Annotated in this window: 27 protein-coding genes; 10 read left to right on the forward strand and 17 right to left on the reverse strand. The window is 71.3% G+C overall.

The window, feature by feature from the left end; all coding sequences use genetic code 11:
- Window positions 1–459 (reverse strand): DUF192 domain-containing protein, encoded by a 459-nt coding sequence (locus BKE41_RS14625; RefSeq protein ID WP_234742109.1) that lies wholly within the window; start codon window positions 457–459, stop codon window positions 1–3.
- Between the two features lie 185 nt (window positions 460–644).
- Window positions 645–1,205, reverse strand: coding sequence for a cold-shock protein (locus BKE41_RS14630; protein WP_085985313.1), 561 nt, complete (start codon window positions 1,203–1,205; stop codon window positions 645–647).
- A gap of 398 nt (window positions 1,206–1,603) precedes the next feature.
- Between BKE41_RS14630 and BKE41_RS14635 the strand changes: the two genes are divergently transcribed.
- Window positions 1,604–2,623, forward strand: a complete 1,020-nt coding sequence (locus tag BKE41_RS14635) for a heparan-alpha-glucosaminide N-acetyltransferase (RefSeq protein ID WP_059408889.1) — start codon at window positions 1,604–1,606, stop codon at window positions 2,621–2,623.
- Between the two features lie 46 nt (window positions 2,624–2,669).
- Here BKE41_RS14635 and efp read toward each other — a convergent pair whose 3' ends face one another.
- Window positions 2,670–3,293, reverse strand: a complete 624-nt coding sequence (gene efp / locus BKE41_RS14640; RefSeq protein WP_197739341.1) for an elongation factor P — start codon at window positions 3,291–3,293, stop codon at window positions 2,670–2,672.
- 191 nt (window positions 3,294–3,484) lie between these two features.
- Between efp and epmA the strand changes: the two genes are divergently transcribed.
- The 5 genes from epmA (at window position 3,485) to BKE41_RS14665 (ending at window position 7,809) form a co-directional block, all read left to right on the forward strand.
- Complete coding sequence (epmA, locus tag BKE41_RS14645) at window positions 3,485–4,540, forward strand: EF-P lysine aminoacylase EpmA (RefSeq protein ID WP_070999677.1); 1,056 nt, start codon at window positions 3,485–3,487, stop codon at window positions 4,538–4,540.
- Window positions 4,537–5,580 (forward strand): lysine-2,3-aminomutase-like protein, encoded by a 1,044-nt coding sequence (locus BKE41_RS14650; protein ID WP_012319693.1) that lies wholly within the window; start codon window positions 4,537–4,539, stop codon window positions 5,578–5,580. The genes epmA and BKE41_RS14650 overlap by 4 nt, the downstream gene beginning before the upstream one ends.
- Before the next feature lie 16 nt (window positions 5,581–5,596).
- On the forward strand, window positions 5,597–6,208 hold the full coding sequence (locus tag BKE41_RS14655) for a glutathione S-transferase family protein (RefSeq protein ID WP_070999679.1): 612 nt from the start codon (window positions 5,597–5,599) through the stop codon (window positions 6,206–6,208).
- Window positions 6,209–6,307: 99 nt separating this feature from the next.
- Window positions 6,308–6,958: a dimethylmenaquinone methyltransferase gene (locus tag BKE41_RS14660; protein WP_070999681.1), complete on the forward strand. Its 651-nt coding sequence runs from the start codon at window positions 6,308–6,310 to the stop codon at window positions 6,956–6,958.
- 5 nt (window positions 6,959–6,963) lie between these two features.
- Window positions 6,964–7,809, forward strand: coding sequence for a YdcF family protein (locus BKE41_RS14665; RefSeq protein ID WP_012319696.1), 846 nt, complete (start codon window positions 6,964–6,966; stop codon window positions 7,807–7,809).
- Here BKE41_RS14665 and BKE41_RS14670 read toward each other — a convergent pair.
- The 8 genes from BKE41_RS14670 to BKE41_RS14710 all read right to left on the reverse strand — a co-directional run bounded on the left by BKE41_RS14670 (window position 7,728) and on the right by BKE41_RS14710 (window position 14,363).
- Window positions 7,728–8,054 (reverse strand): DUF3253 domain-containing protein, encoded by a 327-nt coding sequence (locus tag BKE41_RS14670; RefSeq protein ID WP_012319697.1) that lies wholly within the window; start codon window positions 8,052–8,054, stop codon window positions 7,728–7,730. The genes BKE41_RS14665 and BKE41_RS14670 overlap by 82 nt on opposite strands.
- Window positions 8,051–8,824 carry a DUF599 domain-containing protein gene (locus BKE41_RS14675; protein WP_012319698.1) on the reverse strand — a complete coding sequence of 258 codons (774 nt, stop codon included), beginning with the start codon at window positions 8,822–8,824 and terminating at the stop codon, window positions 8,051–8,053. Before BKE41_RS14675 ends, BKE41_RS14670 begins: the two co-directional genes overlap by 4 nt.
- 79 nt (window positions 8,825–8,903) lie before the next feature.
- Window positions 8,904–9,188, reverse strand: coding sequence for an acylphosphatase (locus BKE41_RS14680; protein ID WP_012319699.1), 285 nt, complete (start codon window positions 9,186–9,188; stop codon window positions 8,904–8,906).
- 56 nt (window positions 9,189–9,244) lie between these two features.
- Entirely contained in the window at window positions 9,245–10,093 is an 849-nt protein-coding gene (locus BKE41_RS14685; protein WP_012319700.1) for a formate/nitrite transporter family protein, read from the reverse strand.
- Window positions 10,094–10,239: 146 nt separating this feature from the next.
- Window positions 10,240–10,671, reverse strand: a complete 432-nt coding sequence (locus tag BKE41_RS14690) for a gamma-glutamylcyclotransferase family protein (RefSeq protein WP_012319701.1) — start codon at window positions 10,669–10,671, stop codon at window positions 10,240–10,242.
- A 406-nt stretch (window positions 10,672–11,077) separates the two neighbouring features.
- The gene (locus BKE41_RS14700) at window positions 11,078–13,081 is read right to left on the reverse strand and encodes an acetyl/propionyl/methylcrotonyl-CoA carboxylase subunit alpha (RefSeq protein ID WP_059408885.1); all 2,004 of its coding nucleotides are present in this window, start codon (window positions 13,079–13,081) and stop codon (window positions 11,078–11,080) included.
- 100 nt (window positions 13,082–13,181) lie between these two features.
- Window positions 13,182–13,622, reverse strand: a complete 441-nt coding sequence (locus BKE41_RS14705) for a hypothetical protein (protein ID WP_012319704.1) — start codon at window positions 13,620–13,622, stop codon at window positions 13,182–13,184.
- A 162-nt stretch (window positions 13,623–13,784) separates the two neighbouring features.
- The gene (locus tag BKE41_RS14710; protein WP_024829733.1) at window positions 13,785–14,363 is read right to left on the reverse strand and encodes a L,D-transpeptidase; all 579 of its coding nucleotides are present in this window, start codon (window positions 14,361–14,363) and stop codon (window positions 13,785–13,787) included.
- A gap of 183 nt (window positions 14,364–14,546) precedes the next feature.
- Between BKE41_RS14710 and BKE41_RS14715 the strand changes: the two genes are divergently transcribed.
- The gene (locus tag BKE41_RS14715; RefSeq protein WP_012319706.1) at window positions 14,547–15,476 is read left to right on the forward strand and encodes a histone deacetylase family protein; all 930 of its coding nucleotides are present in this window, start codon (window positions 14,547–14,549) and stop codon (window positions 15,474–15,476) included.
- Window positions 15,477–15,608: 132 nt separating this feature from the next.
- Window positions 15,609–16,226 carry a LysE family translocator gene (locus tag BKE41_RS14720; RefSeq protein ID WP_024829731.1) on the forward strand — a complete coding sequence of 206 codons (618 nt, stop codon included), beginning with the start codon at window positions 15,609–15,611 and terminating at the stop codon, window positions 16,224–16,226.
- Window positions 16,227–16,246: 20 nt separating this feature from the next.
- On the opposite strand, the gene ribB is transcribed toward BKE41_RS14720, so the two are convergent.
- From ribB to BKE41_RS14740, 4 genes are all read right to left on the reverse strand, one after another.
- Window positions 16,247–17,323, reverse strand: coding sequence for a 3,4-dihydroxy-2-butanone-4-phosphate synthase (gene ribB, locus BKE41_RS14725; RefSeq protein ID WP_012319708.1), 1,077 nt, complete (start codon window positions 17,321–17,323; stop codon window positions 16,247–16,249).
- 32 nt (window positions 17,324–17,355) lie between these two features.
- A complete protein-coding gene (gene aroC / locus BKE41_RS14730) occupies window positions 17,356–18,456 on the reverse strand; it encodes a chorismate synthase (RefSeq protein WP_029357410.1) in 1,101 nt (366 codons plus the stop codon).
- A gap of 115 nt (window positions 18,457–18,571) precedes the next feature.
- Window positions 18,572–19,189 carry a DUF3578 domain-containing protein gene (locus BKE41_RS14735; RefSeq protein ID WP_043073903.1) on the reverse strand — a complete coding sequence of 206 codons (618 nt, stop codon included), beginning with the start codon at window positions 19,187–19,189 and terminating at the stop codon, window positions 18,572–18,574.
- Entirely contained in the window at window positions 19,186–20,319 is a 1,134-nt protein-coding gene (locus tag BKE41_RS14740; protein ID WP_024829728.1) for an anhydro-N-acetylmuramic acid kinase, read from the reverse strand. Before BKE41_RS14740 ends, BKE41_RS14735 begins: the two co-directional genes overlap by 4 nt.
- Window positions 20,320–20,442: 123 nt before the next feature.
- Here BKE41_RS14740 and tyrS point away from each other — a divergent pair, with 123 nt between their 5' ends.
- Together tyrS and BKE41_RS14750 are read left to right on the forward strand one after the other, a co-directional pair.
- Entirely contained in the window at window positions 20,443–21,714 is a 1,272-nt protein-coding gene (tyrS, locus tag BKE41_RS14745; protein WP_070999683.1) for a tyrosine--tRNA ligase, read from the forward strand.
- Window positions 21,715–21,754: 40 nt separating this feature from the next.
- The gene (locus tag BKE41_RS14750) at window positions 21,755–22,438 is read left to right on the forward strand and encodes a response regulator transcription factor (protein ID WP_012319714.1); all 684 of its coding nucleotides are present in this window, start codon (window positions 21,755–21,757) and stop codon (window positions 22,436–22,438) included.
- 19 nt (window positions 22,439–22,457) lie between these two features.
- Here the strand turns inward: BKE41_RS14750 and tatC are convergent, their stop codons facing one another.
- Entirely contained in the window at window positions 22,458–23,258 is an 801-nt protein-coding gene (tatC, locus tag BKE41_RS14755) for a twin-arginine translocase subunit TatC (RefSeq protein ID WP_012319715.1), read from the reverse strand.
- The gene (gene tatB, locus BKE41_RS14760) at window positions 23,255–23,851 is read right to left on the reverse strand and encodes a Sec-independent protein translocase protein TatB (RefSeq protein WP_029357415.1); all 597 of its coding nucleotides are present in this window, start codon (window positions 23,849–23,851) and stop codon (window positions 23,255–23,257) included. The genes tatC and tatB overlap by 4 nt, the downstream gene beginning before the upstream one ends.
- Window positions 23,852–23,941 lie beyond the last annotated feature (90 nt).

The following is a 23,941-nucleotide window of genomic DNA, read 5'->3' on the forward strand; positions in this document are numbered from 1 at the left end:
TCAGCGGGCCTTGAACATGGCGTGCTCGATCCGGTCTCCGGGCGCGATCCCGAGCTTCGCCGCGGTGCCGGCGTTCAGCTCCAGCACCGCCAGGACCGGGCCGCCCGAGGAGATGATCGCCGTGGACAGGGGCTCGGTATCGGCCGCGATCCGGCTGATGGTCCCGTCGGGGCGGATGAACACCATGTCGAGCGGCAGGTAGGTGTTCTTCATCCACATGGTCACGGGCTGGTCCTGCTCGAAGTCGAACAGCATGCCGTGGTCGGCCGCCATGTGGCGGCGGAACATCAGGCCGCGGGCGCGGGCGGCGTCGTCGCGCATCACCTCGACGTCGAAGCGCTTCGGCCCGGCCTTCGTGACGATCGTCAGCGGCTCCGATCTGGCCGTGGCGGCCCGGGCGGCCGCCTGCGCGACGGCGGCGGGGGCCGGCGCGATCGCGGTCAGGGCGAGGCAGGCGATGGCGGCCGCCCGGGCCGTGCGGAAGAGGGATCTCACAGGCTCATGCCTCTCGTGGGATGGCGCGCGGACCGCGGGGTCCGTCGCCCGGTGATAGACCAGGATGCGCGCGAGGGGAATCCGATCCCGGGTTTTCCGAGCCCCACCAAGGAGATAGGACGCACTGTGCTTGGCGGGAAAACGCGTCCTCAGTGGGACGAGGGCATGGCTCCGTCGATCAGCCGCACCTCGGCCGCCATCACGCCTTTCGAGCCGTCGCCGTAGCGGACCAGTACGGACTCGCCGGGCTTCAGCTCGGCGATACCGTAGCGCCGCAGCGTCTCCATGTGCACGAAGATGTCCGGCGTCCCGTCGCCGCGCGTCAGGAATCCGAACCCGCGGAGGCGGTTGAACCACTTCACGACGGCGGTCTCGAGCCCGCTGGTCGGCGTTACGGTGACGTGCGTGCGCGGCATCGGCAGCTCGGAGGGATGCACCGCCGTCGCCTGATCGAGGGAGATCACCCGGAAGGCCTGCCAGCCGCGGGGCCGCTCCACGGCCTCCACGACGATGCGGGCGCCCTCGCTGGCGGCCTGGTAGCCGTCGCGCCGCAGGCAGGTGACGTGGAGCAGGATGTCGGGCGCGCCGTCGTCGGGCACGATGAACCCGAAGCCCTTCGAAACGTCGAACCACTTGATGCGGCCGGCCACCTCGACGAGGTCGAGCGCCTCATCCTCGTGCTGTCCCGTCTCGCCGGTACGGGCGATCATCCCCCGCTCGGGGTTCTCGGGCCCGGATCCGCGTTCGTCAGACATGGCCGAGCAACCTACACCGAATCACGCCGCGCGCTCTCCCGGGAAGATTAACGAAGTCCTGATGTCCGGGAAGCCCATTTGACCGGCAGAACAGGGCCGCCAAGTTGCAATCTCGGCGCAAGGAGGCCGGATCGCAACAGTCGATCGGTCGCAGGCTACGGCGTGAGCGGTGTTTAAGCGCCGGGACCGTCGAGGGGTTTTCCGGATCCCGCGAGGCCCGCCTCGGCGGCGCGTGCCGGCCCCGGTGGCGTTCACGTTTCTGAGAGCCGCGGCACCCGATTCGGGCCCGGGCGAGCTCTCCGGTGCAGGCCGCGATGGAAAGGGCGGCCCCGACATGGTTTGGGTGAACCATCATGTCCGTCGACGTCACCCTCGATCGCCCCGTCTCCGCGCCGCCGGCCGCGATCCCCTCTCCGCCGCGTCGCCTGCCGGTCATCGACGCGGCCCGGGCGACCGCCCTGCTGGCGATGGCGAGCTATCACACGCTCTGGGATCTCGGTCATCTGCGGCTGACCGCGGAGAACTACGCGCTGACCCCGACGGGACGGCACGCCGCCGAGATGATCGCCGGCAGCTTCCTGGTCCTGGTCGGCGTCGGCCTCGTGCTGATGAACGGTCGCGGGATCCGGCCCCGGCCGACCCTCCTGCGGTTCGCGCGGATCGGCGGGGCGGCGCTCCTCGTGACCCTCGGCACCTGGGTCATGTTCCCGGACGCCTTCGTGTTCTTCGGCGTGCTCCACTGCATCGCGGTCTCGAGCCTGCTCGGGCTGCCGTTCCTCTTCCTGCCGATTCCGGTCACCGCCCTCGCGTCCGCAGCCGTGCTTGCCGCGCCGCACGTCGTGCACGCGCCGATCCTCGACGCGCCGGCCCTGTTCTTCCTCGGCCTGGGCTCGGTCGTGCCGCGGACGAACGACTATGTGCCGCTCTTCCCGTGGTTCGGGCTGGTGCTTGCCGGGATCGTCCTGGGTCGGCTGGCGCTGCCGCGGCTCGCCCGTTCACGTCTGGGAGCCTGGGCGCCGCGCACGCGGCTCGGCCGCGCCGCCACCGTCGCGGGCCGCCACAGCCTCGCGATCTACCTCGTCCACCAGCCGCTGCTGCTGGCGCTGCTGACCGGGCTGGTGACGGTGGTGGGTGCCAATCCGCGCGCCGGGCTGCGGGCGTTCCGCGCCGACTACGTGACGATCTGCGCGCGCACCGGCGGCGAGCCGCCGCTCTGCCGCATCGCGGCCCGCTGCACATCGGAGGCGCTGCTGCGCGAGGATCTGTTCCGGGAGGATGGCCGGCCCTTCAGCGGGACGGAGCGCCTGCGCGCGCAGGCGATCTCGCAGGGCTGCTACGCCACCCTGGAGGCCGCCGCGCGATCCGCGCGGTGATGGCCGGCGTCCGACCTTTCGGGGCCGGCCGCCGGCGGGGACCGGATCAGTCCTTGGCGCGCTCGACGTAGGAGCCGTCGGCCGTCATGACGACGACGCGGGTGCCGGCGGCGATGTGGGGCGGCACGGTCGTGCGCACGCCGTTCGACAGGGTCGCGGGCTTGTAGGACGACGAGGCGGTCTGGCCCTTCAGGACCGGCTCGGTCTCGGCGACCTCCAGGGTCACGCGCTGGGGCAGCTCGATGGTCAGCGGGACGCCGTTATGGACGGAGAGCATCACCGCCATGCCCTCCTGGAGATACGGGGCGGCGTCGCCGACCACGTCCTCCGGCACCGCGATCTGCTCGTAGTTCTCGGGGTTCATGAAGTGGAACCCCTCGCCGTCGCTGTAGAGGAAGGTGTGCTCGCGATCCTCCACGAAGGCGCGCTCGACCTGCTCGGTGGTCCGGTAGCGCTCGGACACCTTCACGCCGTCCGTGATCCGGCGCATGTCGAGCTGGGTCACCGGAGTGCCCTTGCCGGGGTGGATGTTCTCGGCGAACAGGATCACGTAGAGCTTGCCGTCCTTCTCGACGACGTTGCCCTTACGGAGCGTTGAGGCGATCACCTTCACGGAATTGCGTCCTGCATTGACATGGGGGCCGGCACGCGCCAAGCGCGGGCGCTGCATCTCGGACCCCGCCACTATCGCATCTGCGCCGCGGTTGCCAGCGGGCGGGCATGAACCGTCGATGGCAACGCGGCTCGGCCGCGGCGCGTCTCCGCGGTCCGGAGCCAGTCAGGGCCGAGGATGAGAGTGCTCCAGAACGCCACGCCGCCCGGTCGGAGCCGGCCGGTCCCGCCCCGGCGCGGAGGCCGGTCGTGACCGGAGCCGCCTCCCCCTGGTGGACGGCCGGTCGCCACGCCGACCGGCGCCCGGCGCTGCTCCTGCGCAACCGCGTCCTCGCGGCGTTCCGCGGGTGGTTCGCGGACCGCGACTTCGTCGAGGCCGAGGCCGCCTGCCTGCAGGTCTCGCCCGGCAACGAGGCGCATCTGTCGGCCTTCGCCACGGAAGCCATCGGGGCGAGCGGCGCCCGCACGCCGCTCTACCTGCACACCTCGCCGGAATTCGCCTGCAAGAAGCTCCTGGCCGCGGGCGAGACGCGGCTGTTCTGCGTCGCCCGGGTGTTCCGCAACCGCGAGCGCGGGCCGCTGCACCATCCCGAGTTCACGATGCTCGAGTGGTACCGGGCCGGCGCCCCCTACACGGCGCTGATGGCGGACTGCGCCGACCTGCTCGCCGGCGCGGCCGAGACCGCGGGCGCCCGCCGCTTCGCCTTCCGCGGCCGGGAGACGGACCCCTTCGCCGAGCCGGAGCGCCTGACCCTGGCCGAGGCCTTCGACCGCTTCGCCGGGATCGATCTCCTGGCGAGCGTCGCGCCGGGCGGCGGGACGGACCGCGAGGCCCTGGCCGCCGCCGTCGCGGGGGCCGGGCTCCGGGTCGCGCCGGACGATACCTGGGCCGACCTGTTCTCCCGCGTCCTCGTCGCGCGGGTCGAGCCGCATCTCGGCCTCGGCCGCCCGACCATCCTGTGCGAGTACCCGATCAGCGAGGCCGCCCTCGCCCGGCCGGCGCCGCACGACCCGCGCGTGGCCGAGCGCTTCGAGCTCTACGCCTGCGGCGTCGAGCTGGCCAACGCCTTCGGCGAGCTGACCGACCCGGCGGAGCAGCGCCGCCGGTTCGAGGCCGAGATGGCCGAGAAGCAGCGCGTCTACGGCGAGCGCTACCCGATCGACGACGAGTTCCTCGCGGCGCTCGCCGTCATGCCGGAAGCGTCCGGGATCGCCCTGGGCTTCGACCGCTTGGCGATGCTCGCCTGCGGGGCAAGCCGGGTCGAGGATGTGATCTGGACACCGGTGGCGGAGACGCGGCCATGAACCGGGCGCTGCGCAGCGCGGACGACCTCCTCTCCGCCGGCCTGATCTCCGGGGCGGAGGCCGACGCCCTCGGCGCCGTCCTCGCGCGCTACGCCGTCTCGGTGACGCCCGACATGGCCGAGCTGATCGACCCGCAGGATCCCGACGATCCGATCGGCCGCCAGTTCGTGCCCCGGGTCGCGGAGGCCGTCGCGACGCCGGAGGAGCGCGCCGACCCGATCGGCGATGCCGCCCACGCCCCGGTGACCGGAATCGTGCACCGCTACCCGGACCGCGTGCTGCTGAAGCCGCTCCACGTCTGCCCGGTCTACTGCCGCTTCTGCTTCCGCCGGGAGATGGTCGGGCCCGACGGGCTCGGGACGCTCACCGACGCCGAACTCGACGCCGCCCTCGCCTACATCGCGCAGGACCCGCGGATCTGGGAGGTGGTGCTCACCGGCGGCGACCCGTTCGCGCTCTCGCCGCGCCGGCTCGGCGTCATCGCCGAGCGCCTCGCCGCCATCGCCCACGTCCGGGTCATGCGGGTCCACACGCGCGTGCCCGTGGTGAAGCCCGACCTCGTCTCCGACGCCCTCGTTCGGGCGCTCAAGCGGTTCGGGCGCGCGGTCTTCGTCGCCGTCCACGCCAACCATCCGCGGGAATTCACCGCCGCCGCCAGCGCCGCCTGCGCCCGGCTGGTCGATGCCGGCATTCCCCTGGTCGGCCAGTCGGTGCTCCTGCGCGGCGTCAATGACGAGGCCGCGACCCTCGAGGCGCTGATGCGGACCCTCGTCGAGAACCGGATCAAGCCGTACTACCTCCACCACGGCGACCTCGCGCCCGGGACGGCCCACCTGCGCACGGACGTGGCCGAGGGGCAGGCGCTGATGCGCGCGCTGCGCGGCCGCCTCTCCGGCCTCGCCCAGCCGACCTACGTGCTCGACATTCCCGGCGGCCACGGCAAGGTGCCGATCGGACCCGGCTACCTGCGCGACACCCCCGACGGGGTGCGCGTGACCGATCCGGGCGGGCAGGACCACGCCTACCCGCCGAAGGCGTGACGGAGACTCTTCGATTATGCGCAGGCTTTGGGGCCGCCTCACCTCGGTGAACGTGCAGAAGGCGGTGTGGGGACTCGACGAGACGGGCTTGCCGTACGACCGGGTCGAGGCCGGCGGCGCCCACGGGGTCGTCAACGACCCCGGCTACCGTACGATGAACCCGAACGGCCTCGTTCCGACCCTGGAAGAGGACGGTTTCGTCCTCTGGGAGTCCAACGCGATCCTCCGCTACCTCGCGGCGACCGGCCCGGCCCTGGCCCTGCCGGCGGATCCGCGGGCGCGCGCCCAAGTCGAGCAGTGGCTCGACTGGCAGGCCACGAGCTTCACGCCGGCCATGCGCGACGCGTTCTGGCAGCTCTACCGCGCGGCCGATCCGGACCGCGGCCTGATCGCCGCCTCGGTCGAGAAGAGCGAGGCCATGGCCGAGATCCTCGACCATCATCTCGAGGGCCGGACCTACGTGGTCGGCGACAGCTTCAGCATCGCCGACATCGCTCTCGGCTGCGCGGCGCATCGCTGGCTGAACCTTCCGACCGAGCGGATCGAGCGCCCGGCGCTGCGTCGCTGGTACGAGCGGGTCGCGGCCCGCCCCGGTGCCGCCCGGGCGCTCGGCGAGCCCATCGCCTGACGGTCGCCGCGGCGCCCCGAGCCTTGCCGGCGCGCCCGCGCGATCCACCTTCCTCGACCGCGCCGCCCGGATCCGGACCGGCCTTTCACGGAGCCCCCGATGGCGATCGACCCGACCCTGCGCGACGCGCTCTCCGCCGTGACCCCGGCGAGCCTCGCCCGCGCCCTGGCGCGGGCCGGGGTGAAGGCCTGCACCCCGCACGGTCTCTCGGCGCGGGGGAGCGCGACCGTGGTCGGAGCCGCCTACACGATGCGGATGATCCCGGCCCGCGACGACGCCGCGGGTGATCTCGCCGCCGCCGTCGAAGCCGTCCCCGAGGGGGCCGTCGTGGTCATCGATGCGGGATCCTCCGGCCTCGTCCTTCCCTTCGGGGCGATCCTGGCGGCGCGCCTTGCCCAGCGCGGCGCCGCCGGTCTGATCACCGACGCGGCCCTGCCGGAGGAGGTCGGCCTCCCCGCCTGGTGCCGGACGGTCGCGGCCACCGGGGCCCTGGCCCTGGTCGGCACGCAGGAGCGCGTCGCCTGCGGCGGTGCCGCCATCCATCCCGGCGATATCCTGGTCGGCGATACGACCGGCCTCGTCGCGGTGCCGGCGGCGCTCGCCGAGCGCGTCGCCCTGGAGGCCGTGGAGCAGCAGCGCCTCGACCTCTGGATCCAGCGCGAGGTCGAGCGCGGCGCGGACCTCGCGAGCCTCCTCCCGCCGGACGCCGCGGCCCTCGCCCGGTTCGAGGCCGAGACGAGGCCGGCCTGAGCCCCGTGTTCTTCCCCGCCTCGAAGGTGATCTTCTTCCTGATCACCCCGTCGAATTTCTGCATCTTCGCGATCCTGCTCGGGATCGCCGTCGCGGCGGTGACGCGCTGGCGGAGGAGCGGTCTCGGCCTCGCGCTGCTGGGCAGTTTCCTGCTCGGCGCCGCCGGACTGGCGCCCCTCTCGGACGTGGCCCTGATCCCGCTCGAGCAGCGCTTCCCGGCCTATCCGGACGACGGCCCGGCCCCGACCGGGATCATCGTGCTGGGTGGCGGCATCGAGGCGGGTCTGTCAGAGGCGCGTCGCCAGATCGTCGTCAACGATGCCGGCGAGCGGCCGATCTATCTCGGCGACCTCGCCCGGCGCTACCCGGCGGCGCGGCTGGTCTTCTCCGGTGGCAGCGGCTTCATCGCGGGCGGCATGGCCGAAGCCGACATCGTGAGCCGGCAGGCGGACGTGATCGGCGTGCCGCGGACGCGCCTGATCCTGGAGAACCGCTCGCGCAACACCCACGAGAACGCCGCCTTCTCGGCGGCCCTGGTGAAGCCGAAGCCCGGCGAGCGCTGGCTGCTCGTGACCTCGGCCTGGCACATGCCTCGGGCGGTCGGCTGCTTCCGCCAAGCCGGCTTCGCGGTGGACGCCTTCCCGGTAGATTACCGGACCCGCGGCTGGAGCGACGTCGCGCACTTCCACGGCTTCGCGTCGGACGGGCTGCTCCAGTTCGATTTGGCCGTCAAGGAGTGGATCGGCCTCGTCGCCTATCGCCTGTCCGGCTACACGCCGGACTGGCTGCCGGGCCCGGATGCCGAGGGGGCTTCCGAGGCCGCGCCGGAAACCGGCAGCGACAATCGGTAGATCCCGCGGAAATCGTCCGGGTCGACGGGTCTCCCCTTCCGCAGGATCGCGATCTGCCCCGCGTGGGCCAGTCGCACCGCGACCCGTCGCACGGGCTGCATCAGCGGACCCCAGCCGTCCGGGTGCGGGCCGCCGAGGGCGCGGGCGACTTCCGAGGGACAGACCGTCTTGTCGGCGCCGCGCTCGGCCACGAGGCGCAGCATCGTCGTCTCGATCGCGGCGTCGTCGGGTCGTGGGTCGGTCATGTGCGGGCCTCCTCGGCGGGCGACAGGAGCGGAGCCTCGAGCGGCCCCTCGTGAGGTCCCTCCCCGGCTTCCAGGAGCGCCTTGCGGATCTCCGAGGCGAATTGGCGGCGCCACATGATGATCACGACGGCGGTCGTCGAGACGAACAGCACGTAGGGGCTGATGAACCAGCCGAGATAGGCGAGCGCGAAGAAGAACGCCCGCTGCCCGCGGGCGAAGTGACGCCCGGCGCTGACGTTCATGGCCGCGAGCCGCCGCACCGCCCGCAGCATCTCGATCTCGCTCGTGCCGGATCCCTTGTGCGGCACGGCGCCGAGCAGGATCGCCGTGTAATTGAACAGCCTGTAGGCCCAGGCGAATTTGAAGAAGGCGTAGACGAAGATCAGTGCGAGGCCGGCGACCTTCAGCTCCCAGGTCAGGCGGTTGGCCGCCGTCCCGAACGGCAGCGTGGCGAACAGGTTCAGGACATCGTCCCCGGAGCGCGACAGGGTCAGGACCGAGCCCAGGGCGATGAGCGAGGTCGAGGCGAAGAACGCCGTGCCGTTCTGCAGCGAGGCGTTGATCTGCGTGTCGACCACCCGGTTGTCGCGGCCGATGACCTGGCGCGCCCAGTTGGCCCGGTGGCCGTTCATGATCTGGCTGAGGGAGACCATCCTGCCGCGCAATCGGCCGACGGACAGGCCGTAGGCGATCCAGGCGAGGATGAAGTAGAGCAGCGCCGCGAGATCGAGGTGCGAGAAGGCGGCGCTGCCGGCGGACAGGTCGGTCATGGTCTCCGGATGGCGGATGCGTGAAGGGGCGGTCCGCCATACCAGTCCGCGGGCGCGCGCTGAACCCGCGGCGCCGTTGTCAGTCGCGCAGGATCCGGAACGCGCCGCCGGTCGGCACGTCGCCGCCGTCCCGCGCGGTCACGTCGGCCACGCGCGCGCCCGGCGGACCCGACCGGCACAGGGCCTCCATCTCCGCCACGGCCTCCGGCGCGCCGCTGAAGACCGCCTCGACCGAGCCGTCGTCGCGGTTGCGCACCGTGCCAGCGAGGCCGCGGGCGCGGGCCTCGGACTGCGTCCAGGCCCGGTAGGACACGCCCTGGACGCGACCGGTGACGATGACGGAGATCGTCCGGGTCTCACTCATGCGGGCGCGGTCTCGTCTGACGGGGCCCGCGCCGGGCGGCGCGGGCCGGAGGGGCCTTACTCGGCCGCGATCGGGCGACGGACGCCGGCAGCCAGGGTCTGGCTCCGCGTCGCGCCGGTGCGGACATGGGTGGAGTAGAGCATCAGGCCGGTGAAGGCGATGCCGCCCACGATGTTACCGATCAGCGTCGGGATCTCGTTCCAGAGCAGGTAGTCCATGACCGTCAGGTGGCCGCCCATGAGGATCGCCGACGGGAACAGGAACATGTTCACCACCGAGTGCTCGAAGGTCATGAAGAAGAACACCGTGATCGGCATCCACATGGCGATGACCTTGCCGGGCACCGAGGTCGACAGCATGGCGCCGATGACGCCGGTCGAGACCATCCAGTTGCACAGCATGGCGCGGACGAAGAGCGTCAGCATGCCGGAGGCGCCGTACTTCTCGTAGCCGAGGGTCCTGGCCTCGCCGATGCCGGCGATGAGCTTGCCGACGGCGTTCGGCTCGGTGGCGAAGCCGAAGGTGAAGACGATCGACATCATCACCGCCGTGGTCAGGGCGCCCGCGAAGTTGCCGAAGAAGACCAGCACCCAGTTGCGGGCGACGCCGGCCACGGTGACGCCGGGGCGCTTGTCGATGAGGGCGAGCGGGGTGAGCACGCAGACGCCGGTGAACAGGTCGTAGCCGAGCAGGTACAGCATCGAGAAGCCGACCGGGAACAGCAGGGCCGCCACCAGCGGCTGGCCGGTCGTCTGATTGATGGTCACCGCGAAGGCAGCGGCGAGCGCCAGGATCGCGCCGGCCATGTAGGCCCGGATGAACGTGTCCTTGGTGGCCATGAAGACCTTTGCCTCACCGGCATCGACGGCCTTCTTCACGAAATCGGCGGGCGCCAGATACGACATGCACAACTCTCCCTCGCGGGCGCACGCCGATCGTCGTTGACCGACGGGCGCGCCGCGCAATCACGGATGGCTGGCCGGGCGCGGTGCTGCCGTTCGCCCCCCAGCTCGATCGTGGGCAAGCATGTCGCGTACCAACTGCGCGGCGCTCAGGCCGGCAGGCCGCGGGCCCAGGTGCCGAGCTCCCGCAGATAGGCCGGGGGCAGCTGCGCCGCGCGCCCCGCCGCGACGACCGCCTCCAGGTATCCGGGCCGCGGGCGGCCGGGCGCGGTCGAGCACCCGCGATAGATCAGGGCGCGCTTGACGCCCTCTCCCGTGCGGACCGGGAGCGCCGCCTTGGTGTAGAGGCCGCCGGCGACGCCCTCGTAGCGGTCGAGCGCCGGGACGTCGTCGACAGCCAGCTCCCACAGGACGCCCCAGACGGTGCGTCGGGGATCGGGCACCACGGAGGCGTAGCCCTCGCGCATGATGATGAAGCGGTGGCGCGGCAGATGTCCGCCGCCGATCAGCCGCGAAACCGGGCAGCGCAGCGCCATCGCGGCGGCATCCATGTTGGCGCCGTAGGCGAAATAGAGGGGCATGCAGCCGCGATTCGTTGGCCGAGCTTCAGACTTATTGCACAGACCCGCGCGCGTCGCGCTGCGCGGACCACCCGTTGGCGCGCATGGCCGCAGCGGCGAGCGCCAGCGTGACGGCGCGACTCACGCATGTCACGACGATCTCGCCCGAATACAGGGTCTGATGCTTCGAAGCACGCGCCTCCCGGCCCGAGGCCGGGGCATCGCCGCGCAAGGCCAGATCGCCGCGAAGAAGGCGGTCGCCGGCCGCCGGGCAGGCGCATCCGCGATCCCGAAGCCTAGGGCGGTGATCGGCGTGACGAAGCCGATCACCGCGGACGCGACGGCGATGGTGCGCGGCGCCGGCGCCGACAATCTCGTCTGCGCGTCGCGAACGCAGTCAGGGCCGCGAGCGCGACGCGCGCCGCGATCAGGCGAATTCCAGGATCACCGCGTCGACGGCGAGGCTGTCGCCCTCCTTGGCGTGGATCTTCCCCACCGTGGCGTCGCGCTCGGCGCGGAGCACGTTCTCCATCTTCATCGCCTCGACGACCGCGATCGGCTCGCCGTTCTTCACCTCCTGGCCCTCGGTGACGAGGATCTGCTTCACGAGACCGGGCATCGGGCAGAGCACCTGCTTGCCCGAGCCCGCCTGCTCCTTCACCGGCATCAGGGCGGCGAGTTCCGCTTCGCGCCGGGTGTAGACCCGGGCCTCGGCGGCCGCGCCGGCATGCTGCAGGAACACGCCGTTGAGGAGGCTGCGCACCTGGATCGCCACCCGCTCCGAGCCGATCGTGCCGATCCAGACCGGCTCGCCCGGGCGCCACGCACTCGCCACCGCGAGCGCCGCGCCGTCGTCGCGGGTGACGAGGATGTCCTCGCCCTCCGGCTCGACCGTCACCGGGAAGGCTTGGCCCGCCAGGATCACGACGCGCTCACGCTCGAAGGCGAAGAGGCCGGGCGCGCGCATCTGCCCGGAGATGCCGCGCTTGCGCTGGTTGAGCTTGTGGTCGATCGCCGCCGCGGCGGCCATCATGCGGACCGCCACCGGGCCGGCCGGCTCCGGCGCCGTGAAGCCCTCGGGGAATTCCTCGGCGATGAAGCCTGTGGACAGCCGGCCCTCCTGCCAGCGCGGATGGGCCATCAGCGCCGAGAGGAACGGGATGTTGTGGCGGATGCCGTCGATCGCGAAGGCGTCGAGGGCCTCGGCCTGGGCAGCCACCGCCTCCGCCCGGGTCGGCGCCCAGGTGACCAGCTTGGCGATCATCGGGTCGTAGTGGATGGCGATCTCGCCGCCCTCCTCCACGCCGGTATCGTTGCGCACGATCGCCGTGCCCTGCTGGCCCTCCTCCGGCGGACGGTAGGTGGTCAGCCGGCCGATCGAGGGCAGGAAGTTGCGGGTCGGGTCCTCGGCGTAGACGCGGCTCTCCACCGCCCAGCCGTTCAGCTTCACGTCGTCCTGAGTGATCGGAAGCTTCTCGCCGGCCGCGACCCGGATCATCAGCTCGACGAGGTCGAGGCCGGTGATCATCTCGGTGACCGGGTGCTCGACCTGCAGACGGGTGTTCATCTCCAGGAAGTAGAACGACTTGTCCTGCCCGGCGACGAACTCGACCGTCCCGGCCGAATCGTAGTTCACCGCCTTGGCGAGCGCGACCGCCTGCTCGCCCATCTTGCGGCGGGTCTTCTTGTCGAGGAGCGGCGACGGCGCCTCCTCGATCACCTTCTGGTTACGGCGCTGGATCGAGCACTCGCGCTCGCCGAGGTAGACAACGTTGCCGTGCTTGTCGCCGATCAGCTGGATCTCGATGTGGCGCGGGTCGGTGATGAACTTCTCGATGAAGACCCGGTCGTCGCCGAAGGAGGAGGCCGCCTCCGACTTCGCGCGGGCGAAGCCCTCCGCCACTTCCTCGCCCGAGTAGGCGATGCGCATGCCCTTGCCGCCGCCGCCAGCGGACGCCTTGATCATCACCGGGTAGCCGATCTCGTCGGCGATCTTCCTGGCGTGCTCGGGTGATTCGATCACGCCGAGGAATCCCGGAACGGTCGAGACCTCGGCGGCGGCTGCCGCCTTCTTCGACTCGATCTTGTCGCCCATGGCGGCGATGGCCCCCGGGTTCGGGCCGATGAACACGATGCCGGCGGCCTCGAGCGCCTTCGGGAAGGCTTCGCGCTCGGAGAGGAAGCCGTAGCCGGGATGCACGGCCTGGGCGCCGGTCTTCTTGCAGGCCTCGACGATCTTCTCGATTACGAGGTACGATTCGGACGCGGCAGCGGGCCCGATATGCACGGCCTCGTCGGCCATGGCGACGTGCACGGCGTCGCGATCGGCATCCGAGTAGACCGCTACGGTCTTGATGCCCATCCTCCGGGCCGTCTTGATCACCCGGCAGGCGATCTCGCCCCGGTTGGCAATCAGGATCTTGTCGAACATCGCTGGCGCACTGCTTTCGAGATCGCCGGATTGCGCACCGGCTTGACTGTCCCGATAGATCAGTTGCGCCGCGGACGGAAGCTGCGCCTTGGTCTGAGGCTCAGGCGGCCAGGGCGAAGGTCATGCGGGGGGCCTGGGCCGTGTCGCGGACGCGACGGTTGGCCTCCAGGGCGAAGGCGACCAGCGATTCGGCGCTGCTCTCGGCCTCGCGGACCACTTCCATGGCGATCCGGGCACCCACGGCGCTCGGGCCGTCGCGGCCGCTGAGGGAGGCGGCGAGCCACGCGGCGACGTCGCGGTCGATGTAGCCGGTCGGGCGCGAGCCCCACACCGCGAAGTCGACGACCGAGGCGACCAGGAAGTCGGCGAAGGCGTCGGAGCCGATCACCGCCCGCTCGAGGGCGATCAGCAGGTCGGCGTCCTCGCGGCTCATCAGGCCGTCCGGGAGAACTTCGCGCTTCAGGACGAGCAGGTCCTCGTCGCTGATCGTGCCGGCCGAGACAGCATGGTTGCAGAACTGTTGAACGGAAATGGTGGTCATGATCGCCTGCCTCCCCGACCTTTGTTGCGGTCGGCTCTAGTCCCTGTGTGTCTTCAACTTACGGGACCGCCCCCCTTCCAGAGGTTAATGGCGAGATCTGAACGGAAGTTCAGGTAAACACCCCCCGAGCAAGCAGGCTTATTGGGACGTTGACCGGTTGCGTTACCGGACGATGACCGTGGCCCCGACGGGGACCCGGTTGTAGAGGTCGACCACGTCGATGTTGCGCATCCGGATGCAGCCGGAGGAGACCGCCTGACCGATCTTCTCCGGCTCGTTGGTGCCGTGGATCCGATAGAGCGTGTCGCGGCCGCGATCCGACAGGTACAGGGCCCGGGCGCCGAGCGGATTCATCGGGCCGCCCTGCATGGCGTGGACGTGCGGCCAGCGCTTGATCATCTCGGCCGGCGGATTCCAGGCCGGCCATTCCGCCTTGCGGTCGATCCGGGCGGTGCCGGTCCAGCCATAGGCCTCGTCGCCCACCGAGACGCCGTAGCGCATCGCCCGGCCGTTCGGCAGGACGAGGTAGAGCTGGCGCTCCTTGGTCTCGACCACGATCGTGCCGGGCGCCTCCCGGGTCGGGTCGGCGATCTCGTAGCGCGCGAAGTGCGGATCGAACTCGGCCTCTGGGACGAGGGCCATGTACTCGGCGTCGCGGGCCGAGAGGGCGGGATCGGGCACGCCCTTGAAGGTGCAGCCTGCCAGGAGCAGGGCGCAGCCGAGTACCGAGATGATGCGCATGTCCCGCCTCGAGGATCGTCGCGGCCGCGGACGGAGGATCGGCGATCCGGATCCGTCCCGTTGACGAATCGCGCAACCATAAGGGGGCAACGGCACCCCGCCGTAGTCCGCGCGTTGGGCCCGTGGCACATTGCCGGCTCCTGTTGCCGGTGCGCGACAGGCGAGCATCCGGGAGCGACCCTCGTGACCACCCTCTACGTGAGCCATCCCGCCAGCTTCGATCACGAGGTTCCCGAGGGGCATCCGGAGCGGCCGGCCCGGATGCGCGCCGTGGAGCGGGCCCTGGAGGACGAGCGCTTCGCCGGTCTCGTGCGGGCCACGGCGCCCCGCGGCGAGATCGAGGCCGTCACCCTCGCGCATCCGCGCGCTTACGTGGACGCCCTGGTGGCGGCGGTGCCCGAGCACGGCATGGTCGGCATCGATTCCGACACGATCCTGTCGGCGGGCAGCCTGGAGGCGACGCTCCGCGCGGTGGGCGGAGGGATGCACGCGGTCGACGCGGTCGTCGGCGGCGAGTGCCGCAACGCCTTCGTGGCCATGCGCCCGCCCGGCCACCACGCCGAGCGGACCCGCGCGATGGGCTTCTGCCTGTTCAACCACGCCGCCATCGCGGCCCGCCACGCCCGGCAGAAGCACGGCGCCGAGCGGGTGGCCCTGGTGGATTGGGACGTCCACCACGGCAACGGCAGTCAGGACATCTTCTGGAACGACGCCTCGGTGCTCTACTGCTCGACTCACCAGATGCCGCTCTATCCCGGGACCGGGTCGCCCTCCGAGCGCGGCGAGAAGGACACGATCGTCAACGTGCCGCTGCGGCCGAACGACGACGGCGAGGTCTTCCGGGAGGCCTTCGAGACCGGAATCCTGTCGCGTCTGGAAGCCTTCCGGCCCGACGTCATCGTGATCTCCGCCGGCTTCGACGCGCACAAGCTGGATCCTCTGGCCAACCTGCGCCTCGAGGCCGAGGATTTCGGCTGGGCGACCCGCCGCCTGATGGACCTCGCGGAGCGCTGCGCGGGCGGCCGGATCGTCTCGATCCTCGAGGGCGGCTACAGCCTCGAAGGGCTCGGCAAGTCGGTGGCGGCCCATGTCGACGCCCTGATGGGGCGCTGACGCGGCCGTTGCGGCCGTCCGCCGGCAAGCCATAATCGGCGGCTCGGGGGAGATCGCAGCCATGCCGCCACGGAACCGAACGATGCCGCCGGTGCATCGGCGCGCCCCCGGCGCTCGCGCGGGTTCGGGGCGATGACGCCGGCGGGATTCCTGACCTACGCGCTCGCCCTCGGCGTCGCGGCCGCGATCCCCGGGCCCGGAATCGTCGCCCTGGTCGCCCGGGCCCTGGGCGCGGGCTTCGGCGCCGCAATGGCTTTCGCTGCCGGCCTGATCCTGGGCGACCTGACGTACCTGGCCGCCGCCATCTTCGGCCTGTCGCTCGTCGCCGAGGCGTTCGGCGCGGTCTTCGTCGTCGTTCGCTACGGTGCGGCGCTCTACCTGGCCTACTTAGCGTGCCGCCTCTGGCGCGCGGCCGGAGCGGGGGCCCGGGTCGAGGCAGCGGCCCGCGACCGGCCGCTGGCCAGCTTCGTCGCCGGGCTGACCGTCACCCTGGGCAACCCGAAGACGATCGTCTTCTACCTCGCGATCCTGCCCACGCTCGTCGACCTGCGCGGCGTGACGGCGGCGGATTTCGCGACCCTCGTCATCGTCACGGCCGCGATCCTGCTCGCCGTGACGACGCCCTACGCGGCGCTCGCGGCGCGGGCGCGCGAGTCGCTGCGACGGCCGGCTTTCCGCGCGCGGCTGAACCGCGGTGCCGCCGCCATCATGGCCGGCGCCGCGGTCTGGACCGTCCTGCGCCGCGCTTGACCGGGCGTCCCGGTCCTGCCTCAGCCTTCGAGAGGCTCGTCGCCCAGGAGCTCGATGCCGAAGCCCGAGAGGCCGACATAGGAGCGCGACGAGGTCGCGAGGTTGCGGATGGAGACAACACCCAGATCGCGCAGAATCTGGGCGCCGAGCCCGATCTCGCGCCATTGCCGCGCCCGCAGCGCCTCCGTCCCCTCCTCGGTGACGTTCTTGACCGGCACGCCAGCGGTTCCGTCCCGGAGATAGACCAGCACGCCGCGGCCGGCGGCCGCGAAGCGCTTCAGCACGGCGTCGATCTGCTTGCCGCCGCCGATCACGTCGGCGGCGACGTTGGAGCGGTGCAGGCGCACCAGCACGTCCCGACCGTCGCCGATCTCGCCCATCACGAAGGCGAATTGCTGGATCGACTCGAAGGGCGTCGAGAACACGTAGGCGTTCACGTCGCCGTGGTTCGAGCGGACCGTGAAGTGGCCGACCCGCTCCACCAGCCGGTCGCGCGCCTGTCGGTAGGCGATGAGGTCGGCCACCGAGACCTGCTTGAGGCCGTGTTTCTCGGCGAAGGCCTCGATCTGCGGCCCCTTCATCACCGTACCGTCGTCGTTGGCGAGTTCGCAGATCACGCCGACGGGCGGCAGCTCGGCGAGGCGGCACAGGTCGACCGCCGCCTCCGTGTGGCCCGAGCGCATGAGCACGCCGCCGTCGCGGGCGATGAGCGGGAAGACGTGGCCTGGCCGCACGAAGTCGCCCGCGCCCATGTTGCCGTTGGCGAGCGCCCGCACCGTGTTGCAGCGCTGCTCCGCCGAGATCCCCGTCGTCAGGCCGTGCTTGACGTCGACCGTGACGGTGAAGGCCGTGCCCAGGGGGGCGTCGTTCGACGCCACCATGGGCGCGAGGTGGAGCCGCCGCGCCTCGCTCTGCGTGAGCGGCGCGCAGACGATGCCGCAGGTGTTGCGGATGATGAACGCCATCTTCTCCGGCGTGCAGAGCGAGGCTGCGACGACGAGGTCGCCCTCGTTCTCGCGGTCGTCGTCGTCGGTGACGACCACGATCTCGCCGCGGGCGAAGGCCGCGATGGCCTCTGTGACGGAGCAGTGGGGCACGGGCATTCTCGAATCGTTGGGACGGACCCGGATCAGGGCTGGGATCCGACCTGTCCGCGATGGCGCAGATAGTGATCGGCCAGCACGCAGGCCATCATGGCCTCCGCGACCGGCACGGCGCGGATGCCGACACAGGGATCGTGCCGGCCCTTGGTGACGAGATCCACCTCGGCGCCGTCGCGCGTGACCGAGCGGCGCGGCGTCAGGATCGAGGAGGTCGGCTTGACGGCGAAGCGCACCACGACCGGCTCGCCGTTGGAGATGCCGCCCAGGATGCCGCCCGCGTGGTTCGCCAGGAAGCGCGGCCGGCCGCCGTTCCCGGCGCGCATCTCATCCGCGTTGTCCTCGCCGCGCAGGGTTGCCGCGGCGAAGCCGTCGCCGATCTCCACGCCCTTCACGGCGTTGATCGACATCATCGCGGCGGCGAGGTCCGCGTCCAGCTTGCCGTAGACCGGCGCGCCGAGGCCGGGCGGCACGCCCTCGGCCACGACCTCAATGACGGCGCCGACCGACGAGCCGTCCTTCCGGAGCCCGTCGAGATAGGTCTCGTAGAAGGAAGCCGTCTCGGCATCGGGGCAGAAGAACGGGTTGTTGCCGACCGCGTCCCAGTCCCAGCGGGATCGGTCGATGGCGTGCGGGCCCATCTGCACCAGGGCCGCCCGGATGGTCACGCCCGGAATGACCTTGCGCGCCACGGCGCCGGCCGCGACCCGCGCGGCGGTCTCCCGCGCCGAGGACCGGCCGCCGCCGCGATAGTCACGGATGCCGTACTTCACGTCGTAGGTGTAGTCGGCGTGGCCGGGACGGTAGCTGTCGCGGATCTCCGAGTAGTCCTTCGAGCGCTGATCCGTGTTCTCGATCATCAGCGCGATCGGCGTGCCGGTGGTGAGCTGGCGGCCGCCGGTGCGGTCGTCCGCGAACACGCCGGACAGGATCTTCACCTGATCGGGTTCGCGGCGCTGGGTCGTGAAGCGCGACTGGCCGGGCTTCCGGCGATCCAGCTCGGCCTGGATCTCCTCGGCCTCCAGGGGCAGGCCCGGGGGGCAGCCGTCGACGACGCAGCCGAGCGCGACTCCGTGGCTCTCGCCGAAGGTCGTGACGCGGAACAGGTGGCCGAAGGTGTTGTGCGACATGGCGCGGCTGCCTTAGCGCGGGAGCGCCGGGGGCACAAACGCGGTCCGTGCAGGGCGGCCGGGCAGACGCGCTGAGGCTGCCGCGCTCGGCGACGGGCCGGAGCGGCCTGAGGCCTCATGGTGCCCTCGGCGGACCGGGCAGATCGAGCCCGCCCCGCGCCTTCAGCGCCCGGTACGCCGCGACCGCCGCGGCGAGATCCCGGCGCAGCCGGCGCTCGTCGCCGAGATCGGCCAGGTCGTAGGTCAGGCCGAGGATGTGGGCGGCCTCGTAGCCCTCCGGCAATTCGCCCGCACTGCCGAGTGTGATCGTCGCGTTCGGCAGCGCGCCGGCGAAGTCCGAGAGCCGCGCCCGCAGCGCCGCGCCGCTGGTGCGGAGATGGGTGCCGGCCGCCGCCGGGCCGTGGCTCCGGATCGCCGCCACCGTTCCCTGCGCCAGCGAGAGGTGTACCGCCTCGCGATGCGCGGGGAACAGGTAGACGAGGTAGTAGCCCCGCGTCGCGCTGGTGGTGACGGCGGGATCGAACACGGCGATCCAGGGGACCGCCGCCCACTTGCTCCCGCGCCCCGGGCTGCCCTTCACGAGGAACGGCCCGTCGATCGGCGCCAGCGCCGCGCGCAGCTCGTCCGGCGCGCCCTTGCGGATGACGGTGGCCAACGGGTGGCCGGCCGGCGGATCGAGCCGGGCGAGCGGGTACTCCTCGACGATCCGCCGCAGCGCGTAGCCGAGGCTCACGGCCGCGCCAGCACCCCGCCGGTGATGGCCTCGCGCACCCCGGTGGTCGACGGGAAGGTGATCGGCAGGCCGCGGAGCGAGCGCACCGCCAGGTACGCGAAGGCCTGCGCCTCGAGGTAGGCGGAGGACCAGCCGATCGCGTCCGCGGTCGTGATCTCGGCGCGCAGGTGGTAGTTCAGGAGGCGCACCAGCTCGCCGTTGCGGGCGCCGCCGCCGGCCACGATCCAGCGGGTCGGGACCTCGGGGGCATGGTCGAGGGCGCGGGCCACGGCCCGTGCCGTGAAGGCCGTCAGCGTCGCGGCGCCGTCCTCGGTGGAGAGCTGGCCGGCGAGCTTGTGGGAGAACCAGTTCCGGTCCAGCGACTTCGGCGGCTTGCGGAAGAAGAACGGGTGGGTGAGGAGCCAGGCCAGCAGCTGCTCGTCGGGCCGTCCGCGGGCGGCGGTGCGGCCGCCGTCGTCGAGGTTCTTGCCCTCGCGCTCCTGCATCCACTCGTCGATCAGCGCGTTGCCGGGTCCGGTGTCGAAGGCGATGACGCCGCCCTTCGAGTCGATCAGCGTCGCGTTGGCCACGCCGCCGATGTTGAGGATGCCGAAGGGCCCGTCGAAGCCCGACGCCTCGGCCAGCGCCTTGTGGAACACCGGGACCAGCGGCGCCCCCTGCCCGCCCGCCTCGATATCGGCCCGGCGCAGGTCCGCTACGACCGGGATGCCGAGCCGGGTCGCCAGTGCCTGGCCGTCGCCGATCTGGATCGAGATTCGCTGGTCCGGACGGTGGATCACGGTCTGCCCGTGGAAGCCGATCACGTCGATCTCGGAGGCGGTCAGGCCGTGCTCCTCCAGGAAGCGCTCCACGGCCTCGGCGTGGGCGAGGGTGACGAAGGCCTCGGCTTCCGGCAGTCGCCCGGGCCGGTCGCCGGGATGGAGCACGGACTCGGCGTCCTTGGTGGCGGCGCGCAGCAGCGTCTTCTCGTCGTCGGCGTAGCCGCGGTAGCCGGTGGGCCCCAGCGGCTCGAGGAAGTTGTTGTGGCCCTTGACCACGTGGACCCGCTCGCCGTCGGTCTCGATCAGCGCGATGTCCACGCCGTCCAGCGAGGTGCCGCTCATCAGTCCGATCGCGCGCATCATCGCCATGCCGTCCTGCCCCGTGCCTTTCGGCCAACGCCCTGCTAAGAGCGCGCCGTATCCTGAACCCAGCGCGAGCTAGCATGCGGGGCCTCGGCCTGTCGCGCCAGCGCGCGACCCGAGATCGCATCCATGACCGCCGAGAGCTTCGCGCCGAAATCCGACTTCCTGCGGATCCTGACCGAGCGCGGCTATATTCACCAGACCTCGGACCTCGCCGGCATCGACGCGGCGGCCCTCGAGGGCCGGCTCACGACCTATGTCGGCTACGACTGCACGGCGCCCTCGCTCCATGTCGGGCACCTTCTGTCGATCATGATGCTGCACTGGCTGCAGGCCACCGGAGGCAAGCCGATCGCCCTGATGGGCGGCGGCACCACCCGGGTCGGCGACCCGTCCGGCCGTGACGAGACACGGAAGATCCTGACCGTCGAGCAGATCGACGCCAACAAGGCCGAGATCCGTAAGACCTTCGACCGGTTCCTGCGCTTCGGAGAAGGCGCGAACGACGCCGTGATGGTCGACAACGCCGAGTGGCTGACGAAGCTCAACTACATCGAGATGCTGCGCGATGTGGGGCGCCATTTCTCGGTGAACCGCATGCTGTCGATGGACAGCGTGCGCCTGCGCCTGGAGCGCGACCAGGAACTGTCGTTCCTCGAGTTCAACTACATGATCCTCCAGTCCTACGACTTCGTGGAGCTGAACCGCCGCTACGGCTGCGTCATGCAGATGGGCGGGTCGGACCAGTGGGGCAACATCGTCAACGGCATCGATCTCGGCCGCCGCATGGGCACGCCGCAGCTCTACGCCCTGACCTGCCCGCTCCTGACTACGTCGTCGGGTGCCAAGATGGGCAAGACCGCGGCCGGCGCCGTCTGGCTCAACCCGGACATGCTGAAGCCCTACGATTACTGGCAGTTCTGGCGGAACACCGAGGACGCGGACGTCGCCCGTTTCCTCAAGCTGTTCACCCTGCTGCCCATGGCGGAGATCGCGCGCCTCGCCGCCCTCGCCGGCTCCGAGATCAACGCGGCCAAGACGGTGCTCGCCACCGAGGCCACCGCGCTGATGCACGGCCGCGAGGCCGCGGAGGCCGCAGCCGAGACCGCCCGCAAGACCTTCGTCGAGGGCACGCTCGCCGCCGACCTCCCGAGCGTGACCGTGCCGTCCGCGACCCTGGAGGCCGGGCTCGGGGTGCTGACGGCCTTCGGGCCGGAGGTCGCCAAGCTCGTGCCCTCCACCAGCGAGGCGCGGCGGCAGATCAAGGGCGGCGGGCTGCGGGTCAACGACGTGCCGGTCACGGACGAGAAGGCAGTCCTCGGCCGCGGCGACGTGACCGCGGACGGCGTGATCAAGCTCTCCTTCGGCAAGAAGCGGCACGTGCTGCTTCGGCCGGAATGACCCGTCCGGCCGCCCGGATCCGCCACGAGGGGCGGCCCAAGTGAGTGCCGCCCGCATCCTGGTGATCGACGACGAGCCGCCGATCCGCCGGCTGCTCCGAACCGGCCTCGGGACGCAGGATTACGCGGTCGTCGAGGCCGCGGACGGGGCCGCGGCCCTCGCCGCCCTGGAGGCCGGCGGGGTGGATCTCGCGATCCTCGACCTCGGCCTGCCCGACATGGCCGGCCACGCCCTCCTGGCGGCGATCCGCGAGCGCTGGCCCGACCTGCCGGTCGTGATCCTGTCGAGCCGCGACGACGAGCGCGGCAAGGTCGAGGCCCTCGATCTCGGTGCAGACGACTACGTCACCAAGCCGTTCGGCATGAACGAGCTGCTGGCGCGCATCCGCACGGCCCTGCGCCACCGCCTCGCCATGCAGGGCGAGCGGCCTGTCTTCCGGGTCGACGACCTCTCGGTCGATCTCGTCCGACGCGTCGTCCGGGTGGGCGAGCGGGACGTCAAGCTGTCGCCGCGAGAGTACGAGTTCCTGCGCGTGCTGGTGCAGCATGCCGGCAAGGTGCTCACCCACGCGCAGCTCATGCGCCACGCGCCGGCCTCGTCGGATCCGCAGTACCTGCGCGTTTACATCCGGCAGCTGCGCCAGAAGCTCGAGCCGGACCCGGAGCGCCCGCGCTACCTGCTCACCGAGACCGGCGTGGGCTACCGCCTGCGCGCGCCGGACTGAGTCCGGCGCGCCGGCCGCCTCACGGCTCGAGGCCTTCCGCCGCGCGCCGCGCCGCCCGCAGCTTCTCGACCCGCGCCACCGAGAACACCGAAGCCTCGTAGAGGAGCAGCATCGGGATCGCGAGGGAGAGCTGCGAGATCACGTCCGGCGGCGTCAGGATCGCGGCGGCGACGAAGACCAGCACGATCGCGTAGCGGCGCTTCTCGCGCAGGAAGGCAGCGTCGATGATCCCGATCTGCCCGAGCAGCGTCAGGATGACCGGCAGCTGGAACGCGATGCCGAACGCGAAGATCAGCGTCATGATCAGCGACAGGTACTCGTCGACCTTCGGGAGCAGCTTGATCGTCGGCTCGCCGGCCACGCCAACCTGCTGGAGCGACACCGAGAACTTGATCAGCAGGGGCATCGCCAGGAAGAACACCACCAGCGCGCCGAGGACGAAGAAGATCGGCGTGGCGACCAGGTAGGGGAGGAACGCCTTGCGCTCGTTGCGGTAGAGGCCCGGCGCCACGAAGGCGTAGATCTGCGTGGCGATCACGGGAAAAGCCAGGAAGGCCGCGCCGAAGACGCTGAGCTTGATGTTGGTGAACACCTGCTCGAGGAAGTGCGTGGCGATCAGCTCGGCGTTCTGCGCGCCCACGATCGACACGTAGGGGTAGACCAGCACGTTGTAGATATCGCGCGAGAAGAAGAAGCACGCGAAGAACATCAGCACGAACGCGATCAGTGACTTGATCAGCCGCGCGCGCAATTCGATCAGGTGCTCGAGCAGGGGCGCCCGCGACGCCTCGATCTCGGCCTCGTCCGCCTCGCTGATCATCGGGCCGTCGTGCCGTTCTTGGACTCTTCGGAGGCGGGGTGCGCGGCGGGCGGGTCGGGCGGAGGCCCGAACGGATCGTCCACCGATCCGGGTACGGGCAGGGGCGCCTCCGCGGCTTCGGTCGCCGGTTGCCGGGTCGCCCCAGCGGCGGACGTGTCCGGATGCGTCCCGGCGGCGTGAGGCGCCGCGGCTTCCTGCTCGGCCTTCAGCTGCGCCGTGGCATCGGCCAGGGACCGGGTCTCGACGGAAGGAGTCTCGGGGCCGGGCTTCTCCGGACCCATCTTCTCCGGACCCATCTTGGCCCGGCCCTCGACGGCGCCCTTCAGCTCGTCGCGGATCGTCTGCACCGGATTGAAGGTCGAGCCCGCCGTGCGGACGGTGTTGCGGATCCCGTCGACCTCGCGGCGGACGTCGTCGAGTTCCGCCTCGCGGATCGCCTCGTTGAACTGCATCTGAAACTCGCCGGCCATGCGGCGCAGCTTCGACGTGATCTGCCCGACGGTGCGCAGCGCCTTCGGCAGATCCTTCGGCCCGATGACGATGAGGGCGACGCCGCCGATCAGCATCACCTCGCCCCAGCTCATGTCCAGCATGTCGTCGACGGTCCTGCTGCCCCGAGATCCGGCACGGCGGCCGGACCCCGTCAGGCTCTACACGAGCGCGCGCGCTCTGACAGTCCTACA

It is taken from the genome of Methylobacterium sp. C1, assembly GCF_001854385.1.
In the GTDB taxonomy this organism is placed as follows: Bacteria; Pseudomonadota; Alphaproteobacteria; order Rhizobiales; family Beijerinckiaceae; genus Methylobacterium; species Methylobacterium radiotolerans.